This is a genomic window from Streptomyces sp. NPDC104381 (assembly GCF_055583745.1).
The window spans coordinates 214,539-239,826 of sequence record NZ_JBVJNK010000001.1 but is presented as its reverse complement, the minus strand read 5'-3'; the positions used below and the strand labels follow the sequence as shown (position 1 = coordinate 239,826).

The window sequence follows — 25,288 nt, the reverse complement described above, 5'->3', positions numbered from 1 at the left end:
TGGTGGTCGGGGTGGCCGGATTCGAACCGACGACCTTCCGCTCCCAAAGCGGACGCGCTACCAAGCTGCGCCACACCCCGTCGGTGCGACACGTAGGGTACATGCAGAAGCGCGGTGCGTCGGCCGGTTCTCACAGGCGGTCACCGGCGCCGTCACGGAGGCACGCCGATACGGGTGTGCGCGCACCTTCCCCGACCCGCTACGATGCTTTCCGTACCGCGGTCCACCGGACCTGCGATGCGGTGCTTGCGGGCGTAGCTCAATGGTAGAGCCCTAGTCTTCCAAACTAGCTACGCGGGTTCGATTCCCGTCGCCCGCTCCAACGGCCCAGGGCCGGGCGGAGGATCCTTCCTCCGCCCGGCCCTGGGCCGCGTTCGTCCCCGTGAGACACGTGGGGCACGTGAGACGCCTCAGGCGCTATGCGGTCGGCAGCGCGTCCCTGACCGTCTTCGCGGAGGAGGCCGGGTCGTAGCCCTCGGGGACACCCTCCACCAGGATGATGTCGCCCTCGATGTGCCGCGAGCGCAGTGGCGCGATCTCCCGGTACCCGGGCGAGTCCCACCAGGCCCGCGCCTCGGCGATGCCGGGGAAGCCGAGGACGACGACAGCCCCCGGCCAGCTGCCCTCCTTCACCTCGTGCGGCGTGAAGTGCACCAGGAAGCTGCCGCCGTACGGCTCGAAGGTGACGGGAAGTCGTTCGACGTACTCGGCGATCTCCGGATGCGGGGCGGCGTCCTGCAGGTGGGCTATCACGTAGGCGGGCATGGTGGCCTTCCGGTCGGCGGGGCTCCGTGATCCTGAGCCTGGCACGCCCGGGGCTTCTACTCGATTACCCGACAGGTAAGGCGCCTTCGCCGGCGAGGTACGACGATGGGTCGGCGGATGCCCCTCGGCCCGGCCGCGCCTGAGGCCCGGCCGGCGTCCTCCCGCCGTGCCGGGCTCGCCGCCTCAAGAACCCGTGGGGCCCTCAGAAGCTGATCTGGTTGATCGTGTCGGCTATCGAGTTCATGAATCTGTTGATCGACGGCGCCATGCCGGTCGAGGCCAGGAAGAAGCCGAAGAGCACGGCGACGACCGCCGGGCCGCCCTTGATGGATCCGCCGCGGATCAGCACCACCAGGACGACCCCCAGCAGAAGCACCACAGACAGTGAAATGGCCACGACTGATCACACCCTTGGTCGGTCCGCCTTGCCGGCCCGGTGGCGTGCGGCCGGCACACCTCCGTCGCGTCCATCGTGCCACCAACTCCCCTGTGGCTGCTGCCGGGTGATGAAGAGGGATGACCGGATCGCGCCATCCTCGCGCCCGCGCGCTCCCGCGCGAGCCCCGGCGTGCCCCCCTCGTGCTCCGGCGCGCAGGACGGGCCGTCGCGGGGCGCGGGGCGTGCGGCCACTGGGCACACGAAGGACAGCCGCAGGACGCGGGACAAGCGGTCGCGAAAAACTGTGAAGCCGCTGTGCGCAGGGAAGTTCGAATATCGGCCGGTGTGATCGTTTCCATATCCCCACACTTCATTCACAGCGATTTGCCGGGAGTTCGTGCGACGAAATTCACTCTCGTCAACAACTCGCCGATATGCACCATTTAAGCCGGATGAATCAGTACGTAACGGGCACAGTCCGGTGGTTTCGTTTTTGAATGACTGGGAACACGCGATATTCCTTGAGGGTTTTACGCATACCGATCGACCGGTCTAAGGTGCATGAGATGTCCAAAGCTCCGAGCGAAATTCAGAGGGCCCCGATCACCCCGGAGAGCCGGGAGTCGGAGCCGAGACACGAGCAGACCGTGACGATCGCGGAGGCCCCTTCCCCCGCCGCCAGGACCGCTCCGGCCCGCGCCACGGAGCCCAAGCCGGCCAAGCGTCGTGACGCGTACTTCGACAATGTGAAGTACCTCGCGATCGTGCTGGTCGCCGTGGCCCACGCGTGGGAACCGGTGATGGACGGCAGCCGCACGACCCGGGCGCTGTACATGATCGTGTACACGTTCCACATGCCGGCGTTCATCCTCGTATCGGGCTATTTCTCACGGTCGTTCGACATGAGCGCGCCCAAGGTGAAGCGTCTCGTCACCGGGGTCGTGGTGCCGTACGTGATCTTCGAGACCGCCTACTCGCTCTTCAGGCGCTACGCCGGCGGCGTGGAGGACACGCCCATCACCCTGCTCGACCCGCTGTTCCTCACCTGGTTCCTGATCGCGCTGTTCATCTGGCGGGTCACGACACCGCTGTGGCAGTCGCTGCGCCACCCGCTTCCGGTCGCCCTCGGGATCGCGATGCTCGCCTCGGTGACGCCGGACATCGGCGACGATCTGGACCTCCAGCGCGTCTGCCAGCTCCTGCCGTTCTTCGTGCTCGGCCTGCTGATGAAGCCGGAGCACTTCCAGCTGGTCCGGCGCCGCGAGGTGCGGATGCTCTCGCTGCCGCTGGTGGCCGGTGCGCTGGTCTTCGCGTACTGGGCCGCGCCGCGCATGCAGCTCGGCTGGTTCTACCGCAGCAACAGCGCCCAGGAGATGGACTTCCAGTGGTGGGCCGGGCCCGTGATGACCCTGGCGATGTTCGGGTGCGCGCTGCTCCTCACGGTCGCGTTCCTCGCCTGGGTCCCGCGCCGTCACATGTGGTTCACCGTGCTGGGCGCCGGGACCATCTGCGGCTACCTGCTGCACGGCTTTCTGGTGAAGGGCGCCGGCTACTACGGACTGTTCGACCGGTACGAGTGGCTCTCGGGCCCGCTGGGCCTCGTCGTCGTCTCCCTCGTCGCGGCCCTGGTCGTGACCCTGTTCTGCACCCCGCCGGTCCGCCGCGCCCTGCGTTTCGCGACCGAGCCGGACATGGACTGGGCGTTCCGCCGCAGTCCCGCCAAGCGCTGAGCCTGTCCGGATCGGCCCCTCCCGCCGGGGGCCGGTCCCGCCGGCGGGTCAGCCGGCCGCGGGGTTGGCTTGATCCCGCCGTTCGGCGGGCCTGACACCCCCGTCGAGCCCCAACAGCCCCCGTACCTGCGCATATTTCTCCGTCAGCCGGGTACGGGTGGCCGGCTCCAGCACCGCGAGCCGGTCCGGGTCGGCGTTGTGCGCCAGATCCGACTCCTTGATCAGCAGCGCCCCGGGCGTGGCGAGAATCCGCCCGGTGTACGCGAAGAGGTCCTCGCCGTCCCGCTTGGTGACGGCGAGGACCATTTCCTTTACCCGCCCGGGAAGCGGGGCCTCGTCCAGCCACTGCCGGGACAGCGCCCCGTCCTCCACCGCGTCGTGCAGCCAGGCGGCGGCGATCTGGTCCTCGCTGCCGCCACGGATCCGTACGCCCTCGGCCACCGCGGCCAGATGCTCGGCGTACGGGCGCCCCGCCTTGTCGGTCTGCGCGGCATGGGCCTCGCGGGCGATCGCCTCCACCTGGGCCGGCGTCAGATACGGGTTCGGCATGGGCCGACTGTACGCCGGGATCCGCCCTCCTCCACAGGGTCCGGGAGTGCCCCTTGAATCGTTCGGTAAACTAATTACTGACGATTCCTTGACGCACTCTTGACCCAATGAAGGAGACGGGCTCATCGGACACGCAGACACGCTCATCGCCATGGGGGGCGCGTTCCTCGCCGCCGCCATCCTTGCCCGCGTCGGCGGCCGCATCGGACTGCCGACCATCCCCCTGTTCATCCTCGCCGGGATCCTTCTCGGCCCGCACACGCCCGGGGTCGTCCTCCTCGACGACCCGCACGACCTGGAGATGCTGTCCGCGCTCGGCCTGGTGCTGCTGCTCTTCTACCTGGGGCTGGAGTTCCATCTCGACGACCTCAAGGCGGGCGGCCGGAAGATGGTGCTCGCGGGCACCGTCTATCTGATCCTCAACGTCGGCGCCGGTCTCGGTTTCGGGTTCGTCCTGGGCTGGGGCAACGCCGAGGCGCTGGTCCTGGCCGGCGTGATCGGCATCTCGTCCTCGGCGATCGTGACGAAGATCCTGGTCGACCTGAAGCGGCTGAACAGCCCGGAGACCAAGCCGATCCTCGGCATCATCGTCGTGGACGATGTCTTCCTCGCCCTCTATCTGGCCGCCCTGCAGCCGATCCTCTCCCACTCCGACGGGCTCGGCGCCGCCCTGCGGGACGGTGGCAAAGCGTTCGGTTTCCTGTTGCTGCTGGCCCTCGTGGCCCGTTTCGGCACCAGGGTCATCAGCAAGCTGATCGACACACGGGACGACGAGCTGCTGGTCATCTCGTTCCTGGGTGCCGCGGTCCTCGTCGCCGGTGTCTCCGACTGGTTCGGGGTGGCCGACGCGATCGGGGCGTTCATGGTGGGGCTGATGCTCGGCAGCACGAGCTCGGGTGACCGCATCATGAAGCTGGTGCACCCCCTGCGGGACGCCTTCGGTGCGATCTTCTTCTTCGCGTTCGGGCTCTCCATCAACCCGGGGGACCTGCCGAGCGTGATGTGGCCGGTGCTGGTGGCGGTCGCGCTGACGGTGGCGATGAACGTGCTCTCCGGCATGTTCTCCGCCCGGGTGTACGGGTTCGGTCCGCTGGAGGCGTCGAACATCTCCACCACACTGATGGCGCGCGGTGAGTTCGCGTTGATCCTCGCGACCATGGCGGCGGGAGCGGGACTGGACGAACGGCTCTCCCCGTTCATCGCCGGATATGTGCTCCTCCTCGCGGTCCTCGCACCGCTGGCCGCCGGACGGTCGACCTGGCTGGCCCGGATCCTGCCCGGAGGCCGGGTGAAGGACAGGGACGAGGAGAAGGTGTCGGTCCCGGCGTGACGGAGCCCGGTTCGGGTGCGGGGGTCACCGGCCCCCGTGCCCGGCACCGGGCACTCTCACGTTCGGGTGACAGGGGGTCCACGCCTTGACGCCCGTACCGTTTCAGGCGTTTCGTGCGGTTCAGGCGCGACGCGTTCAGTCGTTCCGTGCGGTTCAGGCGCGACGGGACAGCAGCAGGAGAGCGCGGTCGTCGTTGACGTCCTTCGCGCACGCCTCGATCAGATGCCAGGCGGCCCCTTCGAAGCCCGTCGAGACATAGCGGTCGGCCTCGCCGGTCAGCCGGTCGATGCCCTCGGCGATGTCCCGGTCCGACGCCTCCACCAGGCCGTCCGTGAAGAGCATCAGGACGTCCCCGGGCGCCAGTGAGCCCTTCACCGCGTGGAACTCCGCCCCGTCGTACACCCCGAGCAGCGGGCCCTCGGCCGCCATCTCCTCCCACCGGCCGCTGCCCGCGTGGAGTTGCAGGGCGGGGGGATGGCCGGCCGAGAGGAGTTCGTAGTCACCGGAGTCCAGGTCCAGGACGAGATGGATGGAGGTGGCGAAGCCCTCGTCCCAGTCCTGGCGCAGCAGATAGCCGTTGGCGGCGGGCAGGAAGCCGTGCGGGGGCAGCGAGCCGAGCAGGCCGCCGAAGGCCCCGGACAGCAGCAGGGCGCGGGACCCCGCGTCCATGCCCTTGCCGGAGACATCGGTGAGCACGACCTCCAGGGTGCGCCCGCCGTTGGTACGGGCGGCGACGACGAAGTCGCCGGAGAAGGACTGGCCGCCGGCCGGGCGGAGCGCCATCTCGCGGTGCCAGCCCTCGGGCAGCCGGGGCAGCGCGCTCTGGACCCGGATCCGCTCGCGCAGGTCGAAGAGCATCGTGCCGCCGCGCCGCCACGGCACCCCGACCCTGGCCCGGAACTGGGCGAGTACGAGCCCGAAGAAGCCGCAGGCGGCGACGACGAGGACGGTCCCGGGGGTGACCCGGGCGGGGCCCTCCGCGTAGGGGCCCAGGGTGATGGACTCCACGATCAGGGCCGTGGCCGCGGTCGCGTAGAGACTCAGCAGACTGGCCGGCCGCAGCAGCAGACCGCCCGCCACGATCGGCAGGGCCAGGGCGGTCGGGGAGCACCAGACCGGGTTCAGCAGCGTGGTGCAGGTGATGACCGGAATGATGACCAGCAGGCCGGCCAGGGCTATCCAGTCGGAGCCGTCACCCCGGAAGTAGTCGACCCCGGACCTGCGCAGCGCGATGCGCGCCCGGTGCAGTGATCTTCGCCACCGGGCGGTGTAGGTGTCTGCTCCTCTGCGACGGGCCATTGTCGGGACCTTATCCACCCGACGGCCTCCGGTGCAGGGGGACCCGGTGACAATCTGTTCGAAACGGGTTCGCCCGAACGGCTTTGCCCTGGTAAGCAGGGCTCATGAACACGGAACTGCGCGCGTTGTCGGCCTCGGATTGGGATGCCTGGTTCGGCTGTGTGGAGTTGGCGTTCGGTGGCGTCCCCTTCTCCCCGGAGAGCCGTGAGATGTACGCCTCGCTGGCCGAGCCGCAGCGTGCGATCGGCCACTGGGACGGCGCGGAGTGCGTGGGGACGGCCGGGGCGTACAGCTTCCGGGTGACCGTGCCCGGCGGAGCGGTGGTGCCGGCCGCGGGCGTCACGATGGTGAGCGTCTCCTCGACGCACCGCCGGCAGGGCCTGCTGACGGCGATGATGCGACGCCAGCTGGACGACGTCCGCTCGTGGGGCGAGCCGCTGGCGATGCTGCTGGCGTCGGAGCCCGGCATCTACGGCCGGTTCGGCTACGGCGCGGCCACGACGGAGACCAAGCTGCGGATCGACACCACCAGGGCCGGTCTGGCGCTGCCTCCCGGCACGGACGGGGTGCGGCTGCGCCGGTCGTCCCCCGCGCAGGCGCTTCCCGCCTGCGAGGCGGTGTACGCGCGACTGGCGGCGGACCGGCCGGGCGCCCTCCTGCGCCGTCCCGGCTGGGAGCGGCTGCCCGTGAACGACCCGGAGAGCGGCCGGGGCGGCGGCTCCCCGCTCCAGTGCGTCCTGGCGGAGCGGGACGGCGAGGTGACGGGCTACGTCACCTTCCATGTGCGTCCCGCCTGGGAGGACGCCGGCCCCCGGGGCACGGTGGCGGTGCGTGACCTGGCGGCGCTGGACGCCCCGTCGTACGCGGCGCTGTGGCGCCATCTGTTCGGGATCGACCTGACGACGGTGGTCGAGTGCTCCAACCGGCCGCCGGACGACGCCGTGCTCCGGCTGGTCACCGACGTCCGGCGCTGCGAGGTGCGGGTGCGGGACGGGCTGTACGTCCGGCTGGTCGATGTGGCCGCCGCGCTGGAGGCCCGGAGCTACCGGACCCTGGTCGACGTGGTGCTGGAGGTGGAGGACGCCTTCTGCCCGTGGAACGAGGGGCGTTGGCGGCTGACCTCGGGAGCCGGGGGCGCCGCCGTCTGCCGCAGGACCGCCGACGAGCCCGAACTGGCGCTCTCCGCCGCTGATCTGGGGGCTGCCTACCTGGGCGGGGTGTCGCTGACGATGCTGGCCGGTGCCGGGAAGGTACGGGAGCTGAGGGAGGGCGCGCTGGCCCCGGCCTCGCTCGCCTTCTCCTCGGACGTCCAGCCGTGGTGCCCGCACGGCTTCTGAGCCCGCGCGGTCCGCGGCGTTCCTACCGGCCCGCCGCGGACGGCTGACAGACCGGGCACCAGAAGAGGTTGCGGGCCGCCAGGTCCGCCGTACGGATCTCGGTGCCGCAGATGTGACAGCCCTGCCGGGCCCGGCGGTAGACGTACACCTCTCCGCCGTGGTCGTCGACGCGCGGGGGCCGGCCCATCGCCTCCGGCAGGTGCTCGGGGCGGACCGTGTCGATGCGGTTGTTCCGTACGCCCTCGCGCATCAGGGCGCCGAGGTCGGCCCAGATCGCGTCCCACTCGGCCCGGTCCAGGTCCTTGCCCTGGCGGTACGGGTCGATGCCGTGCCGGAAGAGGACCTCGGCGCGGTAGACGTTGCCGACGCCCGCGACGACCTTCTGGTCCATCAGCAGGGCGGCGACCGTGACGCGGCTGCGGGAGATCCGCTGCCAGGCCCGCTCCCCGTCCTCGTCGGCGCGCAGCGGGTCCGGGCCGAGCCGGTCGTGTATCGCGCGCTTCTCGGGGCCGGTGATCAGGGCGCAGGTGGTGGGGCCGCGCAGATCGGCGTGGTGGGCGTCGTTGAGCAGCCGCAGCCGGACCGTGTCGGTGGGCGGCGGGGCCGGAGCCGTACCGAAGCCGAGCTTGCCGAAGAGGCCGAGGTGGATGTGGATCCAGACGGCTCCCTCGAAGCCGAGGAAGAGGTGCTTGCCGTGCGCGTCGACGCCGGTGAGGGTCCGGCCGTCGAGCAGTGCGGCGCTCTCGGCGAACTTGCCCTGGGGGCTGCTCACCCGTGCCGGACGGCCCGCGAACCGCTCGCGGTGGTCGGCGGCGAGGCGGTGGATCGTATGCCCCTCGGGCACGGCGTGTCTCCTGGGAACGCGCTTGTGCCGCCGGGCTCGGGGGCCCGGCGGCACAAGGGAGGCGGGTGCGGGCGGTCAGGGCGTGTTCTGAAAGTGGTGCCGTCCGCCCGGAGGGCGGGCGGGACTTTCAGAACACGCTCTTAGCCCTGCTGCGGGTGGTGGGCCGGGATCGGGGGGAGCTCGCCGGTGGTCTCGTACGCGGTGAGCATGTCGATGCGGCGGGTGTGCCGCTCCTCGCCGGAGTACGGGGTGGCGAGGAAGATCTCCACGAACTTGGTGGACTCCTCGACCGTGTGCATCCGGCCGCCGATGGCCACCACGTTGGCGTCGTTGTGCTCACGGCCGAGCGCGGCGGTCTGCTCGCTCCAGGCGAGCGCGGCGCGGACGCCCTTGACCTTGTTGGCGGCGATCTGCTCGCCGTTGCCGGACCCGCCGATGACGATGCCCAGGCTGTCCTTGTCCGCGGCCGTCCGCTCGGCGGCCCGGAGGCAGAACGGCGGGTAGTCGTCCTGGGCGTCGTAGATGTGGGGACCGCAGTCGACGGCCTCGTGGCCGTGGGCGGTGAGCCACTCGACGAGGTGGTTCTTCAGTTCGAAGCCGGCATGGTCGGAGCCGAGGTACACGCGCATGGAGCGAAGTGTGGCACGGACGGGGCGGGGTAATGGTCAGCGGGGTCGGGACCCACCGGGCTCTCCCGCCCTCCGGTGCAGGCCCTGGGCCTGTGTGCAAGGCCACACGGGCAACGATCGGGTCAAGGAACCGGATGAGGGGGTTCCGATTTCGGTGTCGATCGGGCTTGAATGCGTGGCCTTGCCTTCGCACCACCCCCGCCGAGGCAACACCACCGACACACGTGATCAGAAAACGTAAGGATTCGATCCATGACGTCGCAGACGACTCTGGCCGGACCGGGCCAACAGCCCGGCGAGCCGGGTAAGCCGGATTCTCCGGACGGGCTCCAGGCCGGTCTCAAGAACCGTCATCTCTCGATGATCGCCATCGGCGGCGTGATCGGAGCGGGCCTCTTCGTCGGCTCCGGCGCCGGCATCGCCGCCGCGGGACCGGCCATCCTCCTGTCGTACGCGCTCGTCGGCCTGATGGTCGTCTTCGTCATGCGGATGCTCGGCGAGATGGCCGTGGCCCGGCCGAGCTCCGGTTCCTTCTCCGCCTACGCCGACCAGGCGCTGGGCCGCTGGGCCGGCTTCTCCATCGGCTGGCTGTACTGGTTCTTCTGGGTCGTGGTGCTCGCCGTCGAGGCCACGGCGGGTGCCAAGATCCTGGAGAGCTGGGTCCCCGGCGTGCCGCAGTGGGCGTGGGCCCTGATCGTCATGGTGGTGCTGACGGCGACCAACCTGGTCTCCGTCGGCTCGTACGGCGAGTTCGAGTTCTGGTTCGCCGGGATCAAGGTCGTGGCGATCGGCGCGTTCGTCGTCGTCGGACTGCTCGCCGTCTTCGGCGTCCTGCCGGGTGCGGACAACGCGGGGTCGGGGCTCGCCCACCTCACGGACTCCGGCGGGTTCTTCCCCGAAGGGCCCGGGGCCATCCTCACGGGTGTGCTGATGGTCGTCTTCTCCTTCATGGGCAGCGAGATCGTCACGCTGGCCGCCGGTGAGTCCGAGGACCCGCGGCGCGCCGTCTCCAAGGCCACCAACAGCGTGATCTGGCGTATCGCCATCTTCTACCTGGGCTCGATCTTCGTGGTCCTCACCGTGCTGCCGTGGAACGACCCCTCGATCGTCAAGGACGGTTCGTACGTCGCCGCGCTGAACGCCATCGGCATCCCGCACGCCGGCCAGGTCATGGACGTCATCGTGCTGACGGCCGTGCTGTCCTGTCTCAACTCCGGCCTCTACACGGCCTCCCGCATGGCCTTCTCGCTGGGACAGCGGGGGGACGCGCCCAAGGCGTTCGCCCGGGTGAACAAGCGGGGCGTGCCGCAGGCGGCGATCCTCTCGTCGGTCGTGTTCGGCTTCGTCGCGGTGTTCTTCAACTACCAGTGGCCCGACACGGTCTTCGCGTTCCTGCTGAACTCCTCCGGCGCGGTCGCCCTGTTCGTGTGGCTGGTGATCTGCTTCACCCAGCTGCGGATGCGCGGCATCATCCTGCGCGAGGCGCCCGAGAAGCTCGTCGTACGGATGTGGCTCTTCCCGTACCTGACGTGGGCCACGATCGCGATGATCTCCTTCGTCCTGGTCTACATGCTGACCGACGACGCCGGGCGCGAGCAGGTGCTGCTGTCGCTGCTGGTCGCGGCGCTGGTGGTGGCCGTCTCGCTGGTGCGCGAGGCCCGGAGCCGGAAGGCGAAGGCGCCGGTCGAGTGATCGACGCGCATACCTGACGGCGGCTGTCAGGTATACCCGGAAGGCTCTCCTTCGCCCCGCGAACCCCGCGAGCGAACGGAGAGCCTTTCCCATGAGCACCACCCCCGCGACCGACAGCTTCCAGACCGGTTTCCCGATCCGCCCCGAGCTCCTGGTGGAGGCGTCGGGCCCCGCCGACGTACGGGCCGCGGTGCGTGACGCCGCCGCGCGCGGCCTGTCCGTCGCCGTCCACGCGACCGGGCACGGGCTGCCGGGCCCGGTCGAGGGCGGGGTGCTGATCAGCACCCGCCGGATGGACGGCGTGGAGATCGACCCGGAGCGCCGCACCGCGCGGATCGGCGCGGGCACGACCTGGGAGGCGGTCGTCGCCGCGGCCGCCCCGCACGGGCTCGCCCCGCTGAACGGCTCCTCCCCCGGCGTGGGCGCCGTCTCGTACACGCTGGGCGGCGGACTGGGCATCCTGGCCCGGGAGTTCGGCTACGCCGCCGACCATGTCCGCTCGCTCGACGTGGTGACGGCGGACGGGGTGCTGCGCCATGTCACCCCGGACGAGGAGCCGGACCTCTTCTGGGGGCTGCGGGGCGGTGGGCACCGGCTGGGCGTCGTGACCGGGCTGGAGATCGGCCTGGTGGCCGTGGACCGGCTGTACGGGGGCGCGCTGGCCTTCGACGGGGACGCGGCCCCGGAGGTGCTGCGGCGCTATCTGGAGTGGACGCGGACGGTGCCGGACACCTGCACGTCCTCCCCGTCGGCGATGCGCTACCCCGACCTGCCGCAGGTGCCGGAGGCGCTGCGCGGGCGGTACGTGGTCTCGGTGCGCGTCGCGTACACCGGGCCGGCCGCGGAGGGCGAGGCCCTGGTGGCGCCGCTGCGCGCGATCGGGCCGGCGTTCTCGGACTCGCTGCGGGAGATGCCGTACAGCGAGAGCCACACCATCCACAGCGACCCGCCGTTCCCGCACGCCTACTACGGCGAGGGTCTGATGCTCAGCGGCATGGACGCCGGGACCGCCGCCCGGGTGCTGGAGCTGACCGGTCCGAAGGCCCCGATGATGACGGTGGTCCAGCTCAACCACCTGGGCGGCGCCCTCGCCGCGCCGCCGGTCCACGACAGCGCGGTGCCCCACCGGGACGCGGGCTTCCTGCTGCGGCTGCTGTCACCGCTGGACGGGACGGACGTGGCGGCGGTACGGGCGCTGTACGCGCGCGTGGCCGCGGAGACCGCGCCGTACGCCCTGGGCCGGGCGCTGAACTTCTCCTTCGGCGGCGGGGACCGCGCGGAGACGTACCGGGGCGTCCACGGCCCCGGGACGCGCGAGAGGCTCGCCGGTCTGGTGTCGCGATACGACCCGGCGAGCCTCTTCGGTGGTGCGTACGAGCAGGTCAGCCCCGGCGCCCGATGAGCTTCCAGGAGGCGGGCAGCGCGCCCATGGCCAGCGCGGCCTTGAGGGCGTCGCCGATCAGGAACGGCACCAGGCCGGCCGCGATCGCGGCGCTCATCGACATGCCGGTGGAGAGCGCCAGGTAGGGCACGCCGACCGCGTAGATGATCAGGGAGCCCACCACCATCGTGCCCGCGGTGCGCAGGACCGACCGGTCACCGCCCCGGCGGGCCAGGCCGCCGACGACCGTGGCGGCGAGCAGCATGCCGAGGACGTAGCCGAACGACGCGCCGCCGGGGCCGGAGGTGCCCTCGGAGAACCACGGCATGCCGGCCATGCCGACCAGCGCGTACAGGGCGAGGGAGAGGAAGCCGCGGCGGGCGCCGAGCGCGGTGCCGATGAGCAGTGCGGCGAAGGTCTGGCCGGTGACGGGGACCGGGGAGCCGGGGACGGGCACGGCGATCTGGGCCGCGATGCCGGTGAGGGCGGCGCCGCCGACGACCAGCGCCGTGTCCACGGCGTAGCGGTGCCGGGCTGCGGGCAGCAGGTCGGCGAGGACCGCTCCGGAGCGGACGGGGGCGGCAGCAGTACTCATCGGGACTCCGCGGGTGAGGTCGGCAGGCAGGGACGGACCGGAGTGTCCGGCCTGTGTCCGCCGGAGACCCCCGGGGTGACGTTAGCCGACGGCATATCCCCCGATCACCATCAGCCGCCCACAAAGCGGTGGTTGGAGGCTTAGTGGGGTTCACACAAAGAACGTCACGCAATCACTCGGCAGCGTGACGCTGGTCACGAAGGTGGGGGTGTATCCCGTCCTCGATTCGGGAAGGGGTGCCGCCGCGTGAGACTGTAGGTTCCCCATAAATGATCCGAGAGTGATCCGCAGCTCATGCACGACGCGCCCCCCACGCACTCCCCCGTACGCTCCGAGCCCCTGGCCCACGGCCTGAAGCAGCGCCATCTGACGATGCTCGGCCTGGGCGGGGTGATCGGGGCCGGACTCTTCGTCGGGTCGGGCGCCGGGATCGCGGTCGCCGGGCCCGCCGTCGTCGTCTCGTACCTGATCGCGGGCGTGCTCGCGATGCTGGTGATGCGGATGCTCGGCGAGATGTCGGCGGCGATGCCCGCGTCGGGTTCCTTCTCGGTCCACGCGGAGCGCGCGCTGGGCCGCTGGGCGGGTTTCAGCGTGGGCTGGCTCTACTGGTTCATGCTGGTGGTGGTGCTCGCCGTGGAGGCGACGGCCGCCGCGCAGATCGCCCACGGCTGGGTGCCCGCGGTGGGCCAGTGGCTCTGGGTGCTGCTGTTCATGGTGGTGTTCACCGTGACCAACCTGACGGCCGTGAAGAACTTCGGCGAGTTCGAGTTCTGGTTCGCCGCGCTCAAGGTGACCGCGATCGTGGCCTTCCTGGTGCTCGGTGTGCTGGCCGTCCTCGGGGTCCTGCCCGACACGGATCCGGTGGGCCTGACGAACCTCACGGGCCGGGGCGGCTTCCTGCCGAACGGCTGGGACGGCGTGGTCTCCGGGGTGCTGACGGTGGTGTTCGCCTTCGGCGGTCTGGAGGTCGTGACGATCGCCGCGGCCGAGACGGACGACCCGGCGCGCGCCGTGGGGCGTGCGGTGCGCAGCGCCGTGGTGCGCATCCTCTTCTTCTACGTCGGTTCGATGCTGGTCATCGTGACCGTGCTGCCGTGGACCGCGCAGCAGGCCGGGCTCAGCCCGTATGTGAAGGTCCTGGACTCGATCGGGGTGCCGTCGGCCGGGCAGATCATGAACGTCGTGGTGTTCGTGGCGCTGCTCTCGGCACTCAACGCCAATCTGTACGGCTCGTCCCGGATGATCTTCTCGCTGGCCGAGCGCGGCGAGGCGCCTCGCGGGCTGCTGAAGGTGTCGGGCGGCACGGGGACGCGGGGCGGCGGGGTGCCCCGCCGGGCGGTGCTGGCCTCGGTGGCCTTCGGCTTCGTCTCCGTACTGCTCAATCTGGAGTGGCCGGACACCGTCTTCCTCCACATGCTCAACTCGGTCGGCGCGGTCCTCCTGTTCGTCTGGGGCCTGATCGCCGCCTCGCAGCTGCGGCTGCGGCGCCGGCTCGAGAGGGAGGCGCCGGACGCCCTGGCGCTGCGGATGTGGTGCTTCCCGTACCTGACGTGGGTGACCCTGGCCGGCCTGCTGGCGGTCCTGCTGCTGATGCTGACCGACGACGCGGCCCGGCCGCAGGTGCTGTGGTCGGCGGGGGCCACCGCCCTGGTGCTGCTGGTGGCGGTCGTACGGGAGCGACGGGCGAAGCCGTAGGCAGGTGGACACCTTGTGTGAGCCCGGTGACCGTATAGCGGACAACGGTTCCCCGTGGTCGGGGCTCGTGACCACACTGTGGGCCGTCCCCTGTCCCGACCAGTGAACAGAGCCCGTCCATGTCCCGGACCTCAGCGCCGCCCCCCACGGACGCCGCAGCCCCCACCGCCGACTCGGCGCTCACCCACGGACTCAAGCAGCGCCATCTGTCGATGATCGCCCTCGGCGGCGTGATCGGCGCGGGGCTGTTCGTCGGCTCCGGTGCGGGCATCGCCGCGGCGGGCCCCTCGATCGTCATCGCGTACGGCATCTCCGGACTGCTGGTCATGTTCGTGATGCGGATGCTGGGCGAGATGTCCGCCGCCAATCCCGCGTCCGGCTCCTTCTCCGTCCACGCGGAACGGGCGATCGGGCCGTGGGCCGGCTTCACCGCCGGATGGTCGTTCTGGGTGCTGCTCTGTGTCGCCGTCGGCCTGGAGGGCATCGGCGCCGCGCAGATCGTCACGGGATGGCTGCCGGGCACCCCGGAGTGGGCCTGGGTCGCCCTGTTCATGGTGATCTTCCTCGGCACGAACCTCGCCGCCGTGAAGAACTTCGGCGAGTTCGAGTTCTGGTTCGCCGCGCTCAAGGTCATCGCGATCACGCTCTTCCTGGTGCTGGGCCTCCTCGCGATCCTGGGCGTGCTGCCCGGCACGGACTCCCCCGGCGCCTCGAACCTCACCGGGGACGGCGGCTTCATGCCGAACGGTTCGGAGGGCCTCATCATCGGTCTGCTCGCCTCCGTCTTCGCGTACGGCGGCCTGGAGACGGTCACCATCGCGGCGGCCGAGTCCGAGAACCCGGTGCAGGGTGTCGCCAAGGCCGTGCGTACGGCGATGTGGCGCATCGCCGTCTTCTACATCGGCTCGATGGCCGTCATCGTGACCCTCGTGCCGTGGGACGACCCGAAGGTGGCCGAGGTCGGGCCGTTCTACGCGATGCTCGACCACCTCGGCATCAGCGGCGCCGCCGAGATCATGAACGTGGTCATCCTGGTCGCCCTGCTCTCCGCGATGAACGCCAACATCTACGGCTCCTCCCGCATGGCCTGCTCCCTCGTCGCCCGCGGCCAGGGCCCGAAGCTGCTCGGCAAGGTCTCCTCGGGCGTCCCGCGCAACGCGGTGCTCGCCTCCTCGGTCTTCGGCTTCCTGTGCGTGCTGCTCAGCTACTGGCGCCCCGACGACGTCTTCCCGTGGCTGCTCAACATGATCGGCGCGGTGATCCTGGTCGTATGGATCTTCATCTCCGTCTCGCAGCTGATCCTGCGCAAGCGGATGGAGCGCGAGTCCCCGGAGCGCCTGGTCGTACGGATGTGGCTCTTCCCGGTCCTGACGATCGTGGCGCTGGTGGCCATGGCCGGCATCTTCGTCCTGATGCTGCGCCAGCCCGACACCCGTGACCAGCTGCTGGCGACCGGGGCGCTGACCGTGGTGCTGATCGTGATCGGCGTGGTGCGGCAGAAGCGCGCGGAGCGCGGGGCGCCCGCCCGGAACTGAGTGCGGGCGGCACGGCCGGTCTGCGAGGGTGCCCCCATGAATCCCCTCCTCCCCGCAGATCCGACCGTGCTGCACCCGATGCCCGGGCAGCCACGGGTGGTGCAGCTCCAGCCGCTGGTGACGTCCCCGCTCATCGAGGTCGGCGCGTACTCGTACTACGACGACCCCGATGACGCGACGGCGTTCGAGACCCGCAACGTGCTGTACCACTACGGCCCCGAGAAGCTCGTCATCGGCCGCTTCTGCGCGCTGGGCACCGGGGTGCGGTTCCTCATGAACGGCGCCAACCACCGCATGGACGGCCCGTCCACGTTCCCGTTCCCCACCCTGGGCGGCTCCTGGGCCGACCACTTCGACCTGCTGACCGGGCTGCCCGGCCGGGGCGACACGGTGGTCGGCCACGACGTGTGGTTCGGCTACCGGGTGACGGTGATGCCGGGCGTGCGGATCGGCAACGGCGCGATCGTGGCCGCCGGTTCCGTCGTCACCTCCGACGTGCCGGACTACGGCATCGTCGGCGGCAACCCGGCGAAGCTGCTCCGCACCCGCTACGACGACGCGGACATCGCCCGGCTCCTCGCGCTGGCCTGGTGGGACTGGCCGGCCGAGCACATCACCGCGCACATCCGCACCCTCATGGCGGGCAGCGTCGACGACCTGGAGGCGGTGGCGCCCCAGCCCGGCTGAGCCCGCGGGAGCGCCTCACCGGGCGCCGTCACGCCGATCCGGCCGCGTCTCAGTCGCCCCCGCCGCCGCCGTCCCCGCCCCCGCTGTCGCCGCCACCGTCACCGCCGCCGGAGTCCCCGCCGTCGCCGCCGTCCGCGCCCCAGCCGTCCCCGCCGCCGGGTTCGTTGTCGTCGCTGCCGTGACCGAGATTGCTGAACCAGGGGCGGTCCCACGCCACATCGGTGGCGATCGGCTCGCCGCCGTCCCCCCTGTACCGCTCCGACCGGAACCGCGCGGTGCCGGTCGTGTCACCTATCCCGAAGGCGACGGCGAAGGCATGGGCCATCACGGCGTCCAGCGGGTCGGCGCTCTCGTGACGGACCGGGGCGAGCGGCCGCAGCAGGGTCTCCGGCGTGCGGGCCGGGCGGCGCGGGGGGCGTGCCAGCAGGGCGACACGCCGGTCGTCGCGCAGCAGCCAGGAGTGCGTCGCGTCCTCCCGCCGCAGCACCCAGTGCGCCCCGGGCAGCCGCGCCTCCACCAGGCTCTTCGACTTGCGCAGCTTCTTCTTCAGCACGAGCTCCGCCGTGGCGTCGCCGACGCTCAGGCGCAGGCCCTTGGACGGGTCGGGGTCGTCGCCCAGGAAGCCACGGGGTGCCCGGATGCGTACGGCGGGGGCGTGCGGCCCCCAGACGTCCACGCGCACCAGCCGGCGGTCCACGGCGACGGCGACCGGACCGGCCGGCCCCTCCACGAGCCTCCGGGCGATCCACAGCGGTACGCCCTCGGCCTCGGCCCTGGCCGACAGCGCGGCCACCTGCTCGGGCCCGCCGCACCGCCGTACCGCCCACTCCCCCAGGGCGTGGGCGAACTCGGCGGCCCTGCGCACCTTCAGCGGGGTGGCCGTGCCGGTGACGCGGGTCAGCGGGACGGCGCCGGGACCCTCCGGGAGCCGGTCCAGCGGGCGCTCGGACCCGCCGCCGCCCAGCCAGTGCCCGCGCCGGTAGGCCTCGGCCATGGCACCGAGGTTCAGCTCGGCCGACGGGGTGGTCCGCCCGCCCCTGCGCAGCCGGTCCTCGGTCAGCTCCACGGTCTGCGCCAGCGGATTCCAGGACCGCTCGGCATAGAGCACCTGGCTCACGACAACCCCCCATGTACGTACGTGTGTACGCGCCTCGGCCGAGGACGCCACTCACGGCGACCCTATCCGCGACCTAGGTCCAAGGGCTGATCACTTCCGTGGCCTCCTCCTGCTAGCCTGCAATTGCGAACAACTTGCAATAACAACCAGGTAGCAGTTGGAGGGTTCGATCCCATGGCCACGTACACGCTTCCGGAACTCCCGTACGACTACGCGGCGCTCGAACCGGTCATCAACCCGCAGATCATCGAGCTCCACCACGACAAGCACCACGCCGCGTACGTCAAGGGTGCGAACGACACCCTGGAGCAGCTGGAAGAGGCCCGTGACAAGGAGGCCTGGGGCGCGATCAACGGCCTCCAGAAGAACCTCGCGTTCCATCTCTCCGGGCACATCCTGCACTCGATCTACTGGCACAACATGACCGGCGACGGCGGCGGCGAGCCCCTCGCGGCGGACGGTGTGGGCGATCTGGCCGACGCGATCGCGGAGTCCTTCGGTTCGTACGGCGGGTTCAAGTCGCAGCTGACGAAGGCCGCGGCCACCACGCAGGGCTCCGGCTGGGGCGTCCTCGCGTACGAGCCGGTCAGCGGCAAGCTGATCGTCGAGCAGGTCTACGACCACCAGGGCAACGTCGGCCAGGGCTCGGTCCCGATCCTGGTGTTCGACGCCTGGGAGCACGCCTTCTACCTGCAGTACAAGAACCAGAAGGTGGACTTCATCGAGGCCATGTGGCGCGTCGTCAACTGGCAGGACGTGGCGAAGCGCTACGCCGCCGCCAAGGAGCGCGCGGACGTGCTGCTGCTCGCTCCCTGACCTGCCGGAGACACCCGAGCGTCCTGCCTCGTGATCGTCTTCTCAACCTTCACCCGGCAGGCGGATCAACGGAGAGCCCCCGCGAGGACGTGACTCGCGGGGGCTCTCCCATGCGCGCCGGGCTCGGACGCGGGGCTCAGATGCGGAACACCGAGCCGATGAACTCGGAGAGCAGCCGCTCCTTCAGCGGCCCGGGCAGCGCGTCCAGCAGGACCAGTACGGGTGCCATCCGGCCGGGCAGCGCGCCGCCCTCGCCGAGCCCGGCGAAGGCCAGGACGGCCGCGATCTCGTCCGGGCCGAGGGTCAGCGGGTCCAGCCCGGCGGCGAACGCCGCGAGAGCCGGGTCCACCGTCACCGGCTCCAGGGCGCGGGCCCGCGCCAGGGCCACCGCGAGGTCGTCGAGCAGCGCCTCGACCCGGCCGGCCGTCGCCGGGGTGAGCGTGAGGTGGAGGTTGGGCGGGAGGCCGTCGAAGGAGAGCTGGGGCTGGAGGTACCAGCCGAGCTCGCGCATCTCGTCGGCGAGATGCAGGAGCAGACCGAGGTCGGGGGCGCCGTCCTCCCCGGCGACGGTGAACGCGACGAGCCCGGCCGCGGGGTCGCCGAGCACCCGTACGCCGTCGAGGGAACGCAGCCCCGCGAGCAGCCGGTCCGACGCCTCGGCGACCCGGCCCGCCAGCGCGGTGTAGCCCTCCTCGCCCACGTACCGGAGGACCGCCCAGGCCTGGGCCAGCAGACCGCCGGACTTGGTGCCCTGCACCGTCGGGTTGACGACCGGGTAGCCGGGCCAGCCGGCGTGCGCGAAGTACTGGTGGCGGCGCAGCTCGGCGTCGCGGTAGAGGACCACGGAGGCGCCCTTGTCGGCGTACGCGTACTTGTGCAGGTCCACCGAGAGCGAGGTGACGCCGGGGACGGAGAGGTCGAAGGGCGCCACCTCGCGTCCGGCGCGCCGCAGGTGGGGCAGGATCCAGCCGCCGATGCAGGCGTCCACATGGCAGAGCGCCCCGCGCGCCGCGGCCGCCCCGGCGATCTCGGCGACGGGGTCGATCACCCCGTGGGCGTACGAGGGGGCGGAGGCGACCACCAGCGCGGTGCGGTCGGTCAGCGCGGCGGCCGTGGCGGCGGCGTCGGCGCGGAAGGTGACGGGGTCGACGGGGACGACGACGGGTTCCACGCCCAGGTAGTCGGCGGCCTTGTGGAAGGCGGCGTGGGCGGTGGACGGCAGCACCATCCGGGGCGCGGTGATCCCGCGTACGGTCCTGGCGTGGTCGCGGGCGGTCTTGACGGCGAGCAGGATGCTCTCCGTGCCGCCGCTGGTGAACGTCCCCTGGGCGCCGGGGGTGCCGAGCAGGGCGGCGACCGCGCCGACCACGTCGTTCTCCAGCCGGGCCACGCTCGGGAAGACCGTGGGGTCGAGCCCGTTGACCGTCGCGAACGCGGTGTACGCCTCGGCGGCCAGCTCGTCGAGGCCGTCGAGCCCCGCGTCGTAGACGTAGGCGAAGGTGCGGCCCCCACGGGTGGGGGCGTCCGCCTGACGCAGGGCGCGCAGCTCGGCGAGCACCTCGGCCGCGCGGCGGCCGTCGGGCAGGGCGGGATCAGTCGGCACGGGCGGGCTCTTCCTGGAGGAGGCGGGTCACGGGCGGGGTCACGCGGTAGCGGCGCAGCAGCAGGAGGCTCGCGGCGGCGAGCACGGCGGGCAGCACGCTCATCCCGGCGGTGATCCCGGTCAGCGCCGTGGCGGGCTGGTCCACGTGGTGCGCGGCGTCGGAGGAGCGGAAGCCGGTCACGGCCAGCACGAGGGCGAAGACCCCGGCGCCCAGGGCGAAGGCGAGGGTCTCGGCGGCCGTCCACAGCCCGGTGAAGGTCGCGGCCCTGCGCCTGCCGGTGGTGGCGGCGTCGGCGGCCAGGGTGTCCGCGAGCATCGTGAGGGGCAGCAGTTGCAGTCCCGCGTACGCGATGCCGACGAGGACCACCGCCGCGTATCCGACGGCCGGGCCCGCCGCTCCGGTGAAGGCGAGGAGGACCGCCCCGGCCGTGTAGAGCAGCGAGGCGCACCACTGGGCGTAGGTGACGCCCTTGCGGCGGGCCAGCCGGTTCCACAGCGGCATGAAGAGGACCAGCGGGCCGATCAGGCAGGCGAACAGCGGGGTGACCGCGCCCGCCGAGCCGAGGGTGTACGTCGCGAAGTACTGGACGCCGGCGAGCATCACGCCGATCGCGAGGGCCTGGAGCGTCCACATCCCGGCCAGGTGGAGGAACGGCGTGCTGGAGCGGGCGGCGGCGAGCTGGGCCCGCAGCGAGGGTTCGGCCTCGCTGCGGAGGACGGCCGGGGCGCGGCGGGTGGCGGCCCACGCCCCGAACATGCCGACGGCCAGCAGCACGGCGACGGCGGCGCCCATCAGCCGGTAGCTCTCCGGGGTGTCGCCGTCGGCGTGCGCGATGGCGGGGGCCAGCGCCCCGGACAGCAGGATGGCGACGCCGAGGAAGCCCACCCGCCAGCCGAGGACGCGGCCGCGTTCGTGCGGGTCCTCGGTCATCTCGGCGGGCATGGTCACGTACGGCACCTGGAAGACGGCGTACGCGGTGGCGGCGAGCAGGAACAGGACGGCGACGTAGCCGGCCGCCGGGGCGCCCCGCAGCGGTGGCGCGGCGAAGATCAGGGCGAAGAGCGGCGGCAGGGTGCAGGCGCCGGCCAGCAGGAACGGCCGGCGCGGCCCGCCGCGCAGCCGGCTGCGGTCGGAGACGGCGCCGACCAGCGGATTGATCAGGACGTCCCATGCCTTGGGCAGGAAGACGGCGGCGCCCGCGACGGCGGCGGGCACGGCGAGGACGTTGGTGAGGTAGTAGAGGAGGATCAGGCCCGGCACGGTCGCGAAGGTGCCCGTGCAGAGCGAGCCGAGACCGTAGCCGATCCGCACGGTGCGCGGCAGGGGCGGGGCCGCGGGATGGTCCGAACCGGCCGCTGGCATGGGCAGATCCTGAACGATGTTCATCTTTTCGGCAAGACCCGCGGGCCCCGCGACACATGACCGGAACACCGGGGGCCCGCGTCCCCGCCTCCTGCCGGTGCCGCTGCGAGACTGGCGGGATGACGGACGACGGGCGGCAGACGGACCGGGACCTGGAACGGGCCGTCCTGGAACTGCTGGAACGGCGCGGGCCCGGCGCGACGATCTGCCCTTCCGATGCCGCGCGGGCGGTGTACGAGGGGGACGACGACGGCTGGCGCGCGCTCATGGAGCCGGTCCGGCGCGCGGCCGGGCGGCTCGTCGAGGCGGGCGAGGTGGAGATCACCCAGGGCGGCCGGCCCGTGGAGCCGGCGAAGGCCCGCGGTCCGGTCCGTATCCGCCGGGTCCGCTGACCCCGGGACCGCCCGGCGGTGCGGGCCGGCCCCGGGAGCCCGCACCGCCGGAGCCAGGTCAGTCGAAGACGGGGCCCTGGGTGCGGGTCCGCTTGATCTCGTAGAAGCCGGGGATCGACGCCACCAGCAGCGTGCCGTCCCAGAGCTTCGCGGCCTCCTCGCCCTTCGGGGCGGGGGTGACGACCGGGCCGAAGAACGCGATCTGCTCGCCGTCGGCGCCGGGCACGGCGATGACCGGGGTGCCGACGTCCTGGCCGACCTTGTCGATGCCCTCCTGGTGGGAGGCGCGCAGCTCCTTGTCGTACGCGTCGGAGTCGGCGTACTCCAGGAGCTCGGCCGGGAGGCCGACGTCCGCCAGGGCGCCCGCGATCGCCTCGCGGGTGGGGCCTTCGCCGTTGTTGTGGATGCGGGTGCCGAGCGCCGTGTACAGGGGGCCGACGATGTCGTCGCCGTGCTTCTGCTGGGCGGCGACCACGACACGGACGGGCGCCCAGGCCTGGGTGCGCATCATGTCCTGGTACTCCTCGGGCAGCTCGTCGAGCCTGGGCTCGTTGAGCACCGCGAGGCTCATCACGTGCCAGCGCACCTCGACGTCGCGGACCTTCTCCACCTCCAGCATCCAGCGGGAGGTCATCCAGGCCCAGGGGCAGAGCGGGTCGAACCAGAAGTCGGCCGGGACCTTGCCGCCGGGCGTGCTGTTCTCGGACATGTCTCTCCTCGTGAAAATCGGTCTGCGCCTGTGAGCCGGAACACCATGGGGCCCTCCCGCCATTCCCGCGCGCGGGTGCCGGGGGCCGCATGGGAGGATCGAAGGTCTTCGATCGAGACACAAAGGAGTGCTCCGTGCCCGGTGAGAACCTGTCCCGCGACGAGGCCCGCGAAAGGGCCGAGCTGCTGACCGTCGACGGTTACGAGGTCGCCCTCGACCTGCGTTCCGCCGTCGGTGAGCCCGACGGGGGCGACGAGGCCGGTCCGCGCACCTTCCGCTCGCAGACCACGATCCGCTTCCGCGCGGCCCGCGCGGGGGCCTCCACCTTCGCCGATCTGCTGGCCCCGGCCGTGGACGCGGTGTCGCTGAACGGGAAGGACCTGGACCCCGCGGCCGTCTTCGACGGAACCCGGATCGCGCTCGACGGCCTCGCCGAGGGTGACAACGTCCTGGTGGTCGACGCGCGGTGCGCGTACAGCCGGACGGGCGAGGGCATGCACCGCTTCGTCGACCCGGAGGACGGCGAGGTCTACCTCTACACGCAGTACGAGCCGGCCGACGCCCGCCGCGTCTTCGCCAACTTCGAGCAGCCCGACCTCAAGGCGCCCTACCGCTTCGAGGTGACGGCGCCCGAGGGCTGGCGGGTCTGGTCCAACGGCGCGGAGGAGTCGCAGGAGGGCGAGGTCCACCGGTTCGCGGAGACGCTGCCGATCTCGACGTACATCACGGTGGTCGTCGCGGGTCCGTACCACTACGTCAGCGACCACTACACCCGGACGTTCGACGACGGTACGAAGCTGGAGGTCCCGCTCGGCGCGATGTGCCGCAAGGGTCTCGCGCGCCACTTCGACGCCGAGGACGTCTTCCTGATCACCAAGCAGGGACTGGACTTCTTCCACGACCACTTCGACTACCCGTACCCCTTCGGGAAGTACGACCAGGCGTTCGTGCCGGAGTACAACCTGGGGGCGATGGAGAACCCGGGCCTCGTCACCTTCCGCGAGGAGTACATCTACCGCGGCAAGGTCACCTCGGCCTCCTACGAGCGCCGCGCCAACGTCATCCTGCACGAGATGGCGCACATGTGGTTCGGCGACCTGGTCACCATGCAGTGGTGGGACGACCTGTGGCTGAAGGAGTCCTTCGCGGACTTCATGGGGACGTTCTCGATGGTGGAGGCGACCCGCTTCACCGACGGCTGGATCACCTTCGCCAACAACCGCAAGGCGTGGGCCTACCGCGCCGACCAGCTGCCGTCCACGCACCCGATCACGGCCGACATCCGTGACCTGGAGGACGCCAAGCTGAACTTCGACGGCATCACGTACGCCAAGGGCGCCTCGGTGCTCAAGCAACTCGTCGCGTACGTGGGACGGGACGCGTTCCTGGAGGGCGCGCGCCGCTACTTCAAGCAGCACGCCTACGGCAACACCCGGCTGGGCGACCTGCTCTCGGTGCTGGCCGAGACGTCCGGGCGCGACATGACGGCCTGGTCGCGCGCCTGGCTGCAGACCGCGGGCGTCAACGTGCTGACGCCGGCCGTGACGTACGACGGCGAGGGCAGGATCGCGGAGCTCTCCGTGACCCAGGAGGCCGCCGACTCCCACCCGGAGCTGCGGCCCCACCGGGTCGCGGTCGGCCTGTACCGGCTCTCCCCGGACGGCGCGCTGGAGCGGTACGCCCGCGCCGAGACCGACGTCGCCGGTGTGCGCACCGTCGTCACGGAGCTGGCCGGGGCCGAGAAGCCCGACCTGGTCCTGGTCAACGACGACGACCTCACGTACTGCAAGGTCCGCTTCGACGAGGGCTCGCTGGCGACCCTGCGCGCCCACCTCGGTGACGTCACCGACCCCCTGGCGCGGGCCCTGTGCTGGTCGGCGCTGTGGAACTCGACGCGGGACGCGCTGCTGCCCGCCAGGGAGTTCGTCTCGCTGGTGCTGGCGCACGCCGGCCGGGAGAGCGACATCGGCGTCCTCCAGATGCTGCACGCCTGGGCGCAGTCGGCGCTGGTGCACTACGCCGCGCCGGCCTGGCGCGAGGAGGGCGGCCGGGCGCTGGCCGAGGGCGCGCTGGCGGAGCTGCGGCGTGCGGAGCCGGGCAGCCAGCACCAGCTGACCTGGGCCCGGTTCTTCGCCGCCGTCGCGGCGTCGGACGCGGACTTCCAGCTGCTGGGCGAACTGCTCGACGGCTCGGCCGGGATCGACGGCCTGGACGTCGACCAGGAGCTGCGCTGGGCGTTCCTGTCCCCGCTGGCCGCGCACGGCAGGGCGGACGAGGCCGCGATGGACGCCGAACTGGCCCGGGACGACACGGCGTCCGGCAAGCGGCACCACGTCCGGTGCCTGGCCTCACGCCCCTCGGCCGCGGTCAAGGACCAGGCGTGGGCGGCGGTCGTGGAGTCGGACAAGCTGTCCAACGCGCTCGTCGGGGCGACAATCGCGGGCTTCGAGCAGCCCTCGCAGCGCGAGCTGCTGGCGCCGTACACGGCCTCGTACTTCGAGGCGATCGAGCGGGTCTGGGCCGAACGGTCCATCCAGATCGGCATGGACGTGGTCAAGGGCCTGTTCCCCGGGCTGCAGGACGACCCCGCGACCCTCACCGCGACGGACGCGTGGCTGACCTCGCACCCGGACGCGGCACCGGCGCTGCGACGCCTCGTCCTGGAGGCGCGGGACGATCTGGCCCGGGCGCTGCGGGGTCAGGAGCGCGACGCGAGGGCGTGAGATTCCGGCGTGGGGCCCCCCCCCCCCGCGGGGCGGCCCCCCCCCAAAACCCCGCGCGCCCCCCCCGTAAGTCAATAGAACAAGCCGAAATTTGTACCGGCGGCGCCGGGGTTTTGGAA

22 protein-coding genes and 2 tRNA genes are annotated in these 25,288 nt (G+C 71.6%); 12 read left to right on the top strand and 12 right to left on the bottom strand.

All coding sequences use genetic code 11. The features are described from left to right. Nucleotides 1-3 precede the first annotated feature (3 nt). Nucleotides 4-80 (bottom strand) — tRNA-Pro (locus ACZ607_RS01000). A 168-nt stretch (nucleotides 81-248) separates the two neighbouring features. On the opposite strand from ACZ607_RS01000, the gene ACZ607_RS00995 reads away from it, so the two are divergent. Beyond that, nucleotides 249-322, top strand: a tRNA-Gly gene (locus tag ACZ607_RS00995). A gap of 95 nt (nucleotides 323-417) precedes the next feature. Here the strand turns inward: ACZ607_RS00995 and ACZ607_RS00990 are convergent. Further along, nucleotides 418-765 carry a DUF1330 domain-containing protein gene (locus ACZ607_RS00990; protein WP_469730453.1) on the bottom strand — a complete coding sequence of 116 codons (348 nt, stop codon included), beginning with the start codon at nucleotides 763-765 and terminating at the stop codon, nucleotides 418-420. 202 nt (nucleotides 766-967) lie between these two features. Continuing rightward, nucleotides 968-1,162, bottom strand: coding sequence for a hypothetical protein (locus tag ACZ607_RS00985; protein ID WP_382982271.1), 195 nt, complete (start codon nucleotides 1,160-1,162; stop codon nucleotides 968-970). Between the two features lie 547 nt (nucleotides 1,163-1,709). On the opposite strand from ACZ607_RS00985, the gene ACZ607_RS00980 reads away from it, so the two are divergent. Further along, nucleotides 1,710-2,873, top strand: a complete 1,164-nt coding sequence (locus tag ACZ607_RS00980; RefSeq protein WP_469730451.1) for an acyltransferase family protein — start codon at nucleotides 1,710-1,712, stop codon at nucleotides 2,871-2,873. 48 nt (nucleotides 2,874-2,921) lie between these two features. On the opposite strand, the gene ACZ607_RS00975 is transcribed toward ACZ607_RS00980, so the two are convergent. After that, entirely contained in the window at nucleotides 2,922-3,422 is a 501-nt protein-coding gene (locus ACZ607_RS00975; protein WP_469730449.1) for an HD domain-containing protein, read from the bottom strand. A 151-nt stretch (nucleotides 3,423-3,573) separates the two neighbouring features. Between ACZ607_RS00975 and ACZ607_RS00970 the strand changes: the two genes are divergently transcribed. Next, nucleotides 3,574-4,752 (top strand): cation:proton antiporter, encoded by a 1,179-nt coding sequence (locus ACZ607_RS00970; RefSeq protein WP_469730447.1) that lies wholly within the window; start codon nucleotides 3,574-3,576, stop codon nucleotides 4,750-4,752. Nucleotides 4,753-4,905: 153 nt separating this feature from the next. On the opposite strand, the gene ACZ607_RS00965 is transcribed toward ACZ607_RS00970, so the two are convergent. Further along, nucleotides 4,906-6,051 (bottom strand): SpoIIE family protein phosphatase, encoded by a 1,146-nt coding sequence (locus ACZ607_RS00965; RefSeq protein WP_469730445.1) that lies wholly within the window; start codon nucleotides 6,049-6,051, stop codon nucleotides 4,906-4,908. 104 nt (nucleotides 6,052-6,155) lie between these two features. On the opposite strand from ACZ607_RS00965, the gene ACZ607_RS00960 reads away from it, so the two are divergent. Beyond that, on the top strand, nucleotides 6,156-7,388 hold the full coding sequence (locus ACZ607_RS00960; protein ID WP_469730443.1) for a GNAT family N-acetyltransferase: 1,233 nt from the start codon (nucleotides 6,156-6,158) through the stop codon (nucleotides 7,386-7,388). A 22-nt stretch (nucleotides 7,389-7,410) separates the two neighbouring features. Here the strand turns inward: ACZ607_RS00960 and ACZ607_RS00955 are convergent, their stop codons facing one another. Together ACZ607_RS00955 and ACZ607_RS00950 are read right to left on the bottom strand one after the other, a co-directional pair. Beyond that, a complete protein-coding gene (locus tag ACZ607_RS00955) occupies nucleotides 7,411-8,232 on the bottom strand; it encodes an Fpg/Nei family DNA glycosylase (protein ID WP_469730441.1) in 822 nt (273 codons plus the stop codon). 140 nt (nucleotides 8,233-8,372) lie between these two features. Continuing rightward, a complete protein-coding gene (locus tag ACZ607_RS00950) occupies nucleotides 8,373-8,861 on the bottom strand; it encodes a ribose-5-phosphate isomerase (RefSeq protein ID WP_124276487.1) in 489 nt (162 codons plus the stop codon). Nucleotides 8,862-9,113: 252 nt separating this feature from the next. Here ACZ607_RS00950 and ACZ607_RS00945 point away from each other — a divergent pair, with 252 nt between their 5' ends. Together ACZ607_RS00945 and ACZ607_RS00940 are read left to right on the top strand one after the other, a co-directional pair. After that, nucleotides 9,114-10,553 carry an amino acid permease gene (locus ACZ607_RS00945; protein ID WP_469730438.1) on the top strand — a complete coding sequence of 480 codons (1,440 nt, stop codon included), beginning with the start codon at nucleotides 9,114-9,116 and terminating at the stop codon, nucleotides 10,551-10,553. A gap of 91 nt (nucleotides 10,554-10,644) precedes the next feature. Then, nucleotides 10,645-11,955 (top strand): FAD-binding oxidoreductase, encoded by a 1,311-nt coding sequence (locus ACZ607_RS00940; protein ID WP_469730436.1) that lies wholly within the window; start codon nucleotides 10,645-10,647, stop codon nucleotides 11,953-11,955. Here ACZ607_RS00940 and ACZ607_RS00935 read toward each other — a convergent pair. After that, nucleotides 11,936-12,529: a biotin transporter BioY gene (locus ACZ607_RS00935; RefSeq protein ID WP_469730434.1), complete on the bottom strand. Its 594-nt coding sequence runs from the start codon at nucleotides 12,527-12,529 to the stop codon at nucleotides 11,936-11,938. The two genes, ACZ607_RS00940 and ACZ607_RS00935, sit on opposite strands and share 20 nt — an antisense overlap. A gap of 294 nt (nucleotides 12,530-12,823) precedes the next feature. On the opposite strand from ACZ607_RS00935, the gene ACZ607_RS00930 reads away from it, so the two are divergent. From ACZ607_RS00930 to ACZ607_RS00920, 3 genes are all read left to right on the top strand, one after another. Continuing rightward, nucleotides 12,824-14,224 carry an amino acid permease gene (locus ACZ607_RS00930; protein WP_469730432.1) on the top strand — a complete coding sequence of 467 codons (1,401 nt, stop codon included), beginning with the start codon at nucleotides 12,824-12,826 and terminating at the stop codon, nucleotides 14,222-14,224. Between the two features lie 119 nt (nucleotides 14,225-14,343). Then, nucleotides 14,344-15,759 carry an amino acid permease gene (locus tag ACZ607_RS00925; RefSeq protein ID WP_469730430.1) on the top strand — a complete coding sequence of 472 codons (1,416 nt, stop codon included), beginning with the start codon at nucleotides 14,344-14,346 and terminating at the stop codon, nucleotides 15,757-15,759. 36 nt (nucleotides 15,760-15,795) lie between these two features. Then, the gene (locus ACZ607_RS00920) at nucleotides 15,796-16,446 is read left to right on the top strand and encodes a CatB-related O-acetyltransferase (protein WP_469730428.1); all 651 of its coding nucleotides are present in this window, start codon (nucleotides 15,796-15,798) and stop codon (nucleotides 16,444-16,446) included. Between the two features lie 49 nt (nucleotides 16,447-16,495). Here ACZ607_RS00920 and ACZ607_RS00915 read toward each other — a convergent pair whose 3' ends face one another. Continuing rightward, on the bottom strand, nucleotides 16,496-17,563 hold the full coding sequence (locus ACZ607_RS00915; protein WP_469730427.1) for a hypothetical protein: 1,068 nt from the start codon (nucleotides 17,561-17,563) through the stop codon (nucleotides 16,496-16,498). Nucleotides 17,564-17,737: 174 nt separating this feature from the next. On the opposite strand from ACZ607_RS00915, the gene ACZ607_RS00910 reads away from it, so the two are divergent. After that, nucleotides 17,738-18,379: a superoxide dismutase gene (locus ACZ607_RS00910; protein WP_469730426.1), complete on the top strand. Its 642-nt coding sequence runs from the start codon at nucleotides 17,738-17,740 to the stop codon at nucleotides 18,377-18,379. A 136-nt stretch (nucleotides 18,380-18,515) separates the two neighbouring features. Here the strand turns inward: ACZ607_RS00910 and ACZ607_RS00905 are convergent, their stop codons facing one another. Beyond that, complete coding sequence (locus tag ACZ607_RS00905; RefSeq protein ID WP_469730424.1) at nucleotides 18,516-19,982, bottom strand: pyridoxal phosphate-dependent decarboxylase family protein; 1,467 nt, start codon at nucleotides 19,980-19,982, stop codon at nucleotides 18,516-18,518. Beyond that, nucleotides 19,972-21,345, bottom strand: a complete 1,374-nt coding sequence (locus tag ACZ607_RS00900; RefSeq protein ID WP_469730422.1) for an MFS transporter — start codon at nucleotides 21,343-21,345, stop codon at nucleotides 19,972-19,974. The genes ACZ607_RS00905 and ACZ607_RS00900 overlap by 11 nt, the downstream gene beginning before the upstream one ends. 119 nt (nucleotides 21,346-21,464) lie before the next feature. Here ACZ607_RS00900 and ACZ607_RS00895 point away from each other — a divergent pair, with 119 nt between their 5' ends. Then, a complete protein-coding gene (locus tag ACZ607_RS00895; RefSeq protein ID WP_469730420.1) occupies nucleotides 21,465-21,737 on the top strand; it encodes a DUF3253 domain-containing protein in 273 nt (90 codons plus the stop codon). A 58-nt stretch (nucleotides 21,738-21,795) separates the two neighbouring features. Here the strand turns inward: ACZ607_RS00895 and ACZ607_RS00890 are convergent, their stop codons facing one another. Continuing rightward, nucleotides 21,796-22,446 (bottom strand): mycothiol-dependent nitroreductase Rv2466c family protein, encoded by a 651-nt coding sequence (locus tag ACZ607_RS00890; protein ID WP_469730418.1) that lies wholly within the window; start codon nucleotides 22,444-22,446, stop codon nucleotides 21,796-21,798. A 134-nt stretch (nucleotides 22,447-22,580) separates the two neighbouring features. Between ACZ607_RS00890 and pepN the strand changes: the two genes are divergently transcribed. After that, nucleotides 22,581-25,169, top strand: a complete 2,589-nt coding sequence (gene pepN, locus ACZ607_RS00885) for an aminopeptidase N (RefSeq protein ID WP_469730416.1) — start codon at nucleotides 22,581-22,583, stop codon at nucleotides 25,167-25,169. Nucleotides 25,170-25,288: the final 119 nt, after the last annotated feature.

Coding starts and splice junctions, on each gene's coding strand:
- ACZ607_RS00990 (WP_469730453.1), bottom strand. CDS start 765: ATGCCCGCCTACGTGATAGCCCACCTGCAGGACGCCGCCCCGCATCCG.
- ACZ607_RS00980 (WP_469730451.1), top strand. CDS start 1,710: ATGTCCAAAGCTCCGAGCGAAATTCAGAGGGCCCCGATCACCCCGGAG.
- ACZ607_RS00975 (WP_469730449.1), bottom strand. CDS start 3,422: ATGCCGAACCCGTATCTGACGCCGGCCCAGGTGGAGGCGATCGCCCGC.
- ACZ607_RS00970 (WP_469730447.1), top strand. CDS start 3,574: ATGGGGGGCGCGTTCCTCGCCGCCGCCATCCTTGCCCGCGTCGGCGGC.
- ACZ607_RS00965 (WP_469730445.1), bottom strand. CDS start 6,051: ATGGCCCGTCGCAGAGGAGCAGACACCTACACCGCCCGGTGGCGAAGA.
- ACZ607_RS00960 (WP_469730443.1), top strand. CDS start 6,156: ATGAACACGGAACTGCGCGCGTTGTCGGCCTCGGATTGGGATGCCTGG.
- ACZ607_RS00950 (WP_124276487.1), bottom strand. CDS start 8,861: ATGCGCGTGTACCTCGGCTCCGACCATGCCGGCTTCGAACTGAAGAAC.
- ACZ607_RS00945 (WP_469730438.1), top strand. CDS start 9,114: ATGACGTCGCAGACGACTCTGGCCGGACCGGGCCAACAGCCCGGCGAG.
- ACZ607_RS00940 (WP_469730436.1), top strand. CDS start 10,645: ATGAGCACCACCCCCGCGACCGACAGCTTCCAGACCGGTTTCCCGATC.
- ACZ607_RS00935 (WP_469730434.1), bottom strand. CDS start 12,529: ATGAGTACTGCTGCCGCCCCCGTCCGCTCCGGAGCGGTCCTCGCCGAC.
- ACZ607_RS00930 (WP_469730432.1), top strand. CDS start 12,824: ATGCACGACGCGCCCCCCACGCACTCCCCCGTACGCTCCGAGCCCCTG.
- ACZ607_RS00925 (WP_469730430.1), top strand. CDS start 14,344: ATGTCCCGGACCTCAGCGCCGCCCCCCACGGACGCCGCAGCCCCCACC.
- ACZ607_RS00920 (WP_469730428.1), top strand. CDS start 15,796: ATGAATCCCCTCCTCCCCGCAGATCCGACCGTGCTGCACCCGATGCCC.
- ACZ607_RS00910 (WP_469730426.1), top strand. CDS start 17,738: ATGGCCACGTACACGCTTCCGGAACTCCCGTACGACTACGCGGCGCTC.
- ACZ607_RS00900 (WP_469730422.1), bottom strand. CDS start 21,345: ATGCCAGCGGCCGGTTCGGACCATCCCGCGGCCCCGCCCCTGCCGCGC.
- ACZ607_RS00895 (WP_469730420.1), top strand. CDS start 21,465: ATGACGGACGACGGGCGGCAGACGGACCGGGACCTGGAACGGGCCGTC.
- ACZ607_RS00890 (WP_469730418.1), bottom strand. CDS start 22,446: ATGTCCGAGAACAGCACGCCCGGCGGCAAGGTCCCGGCCGACTTCTGG.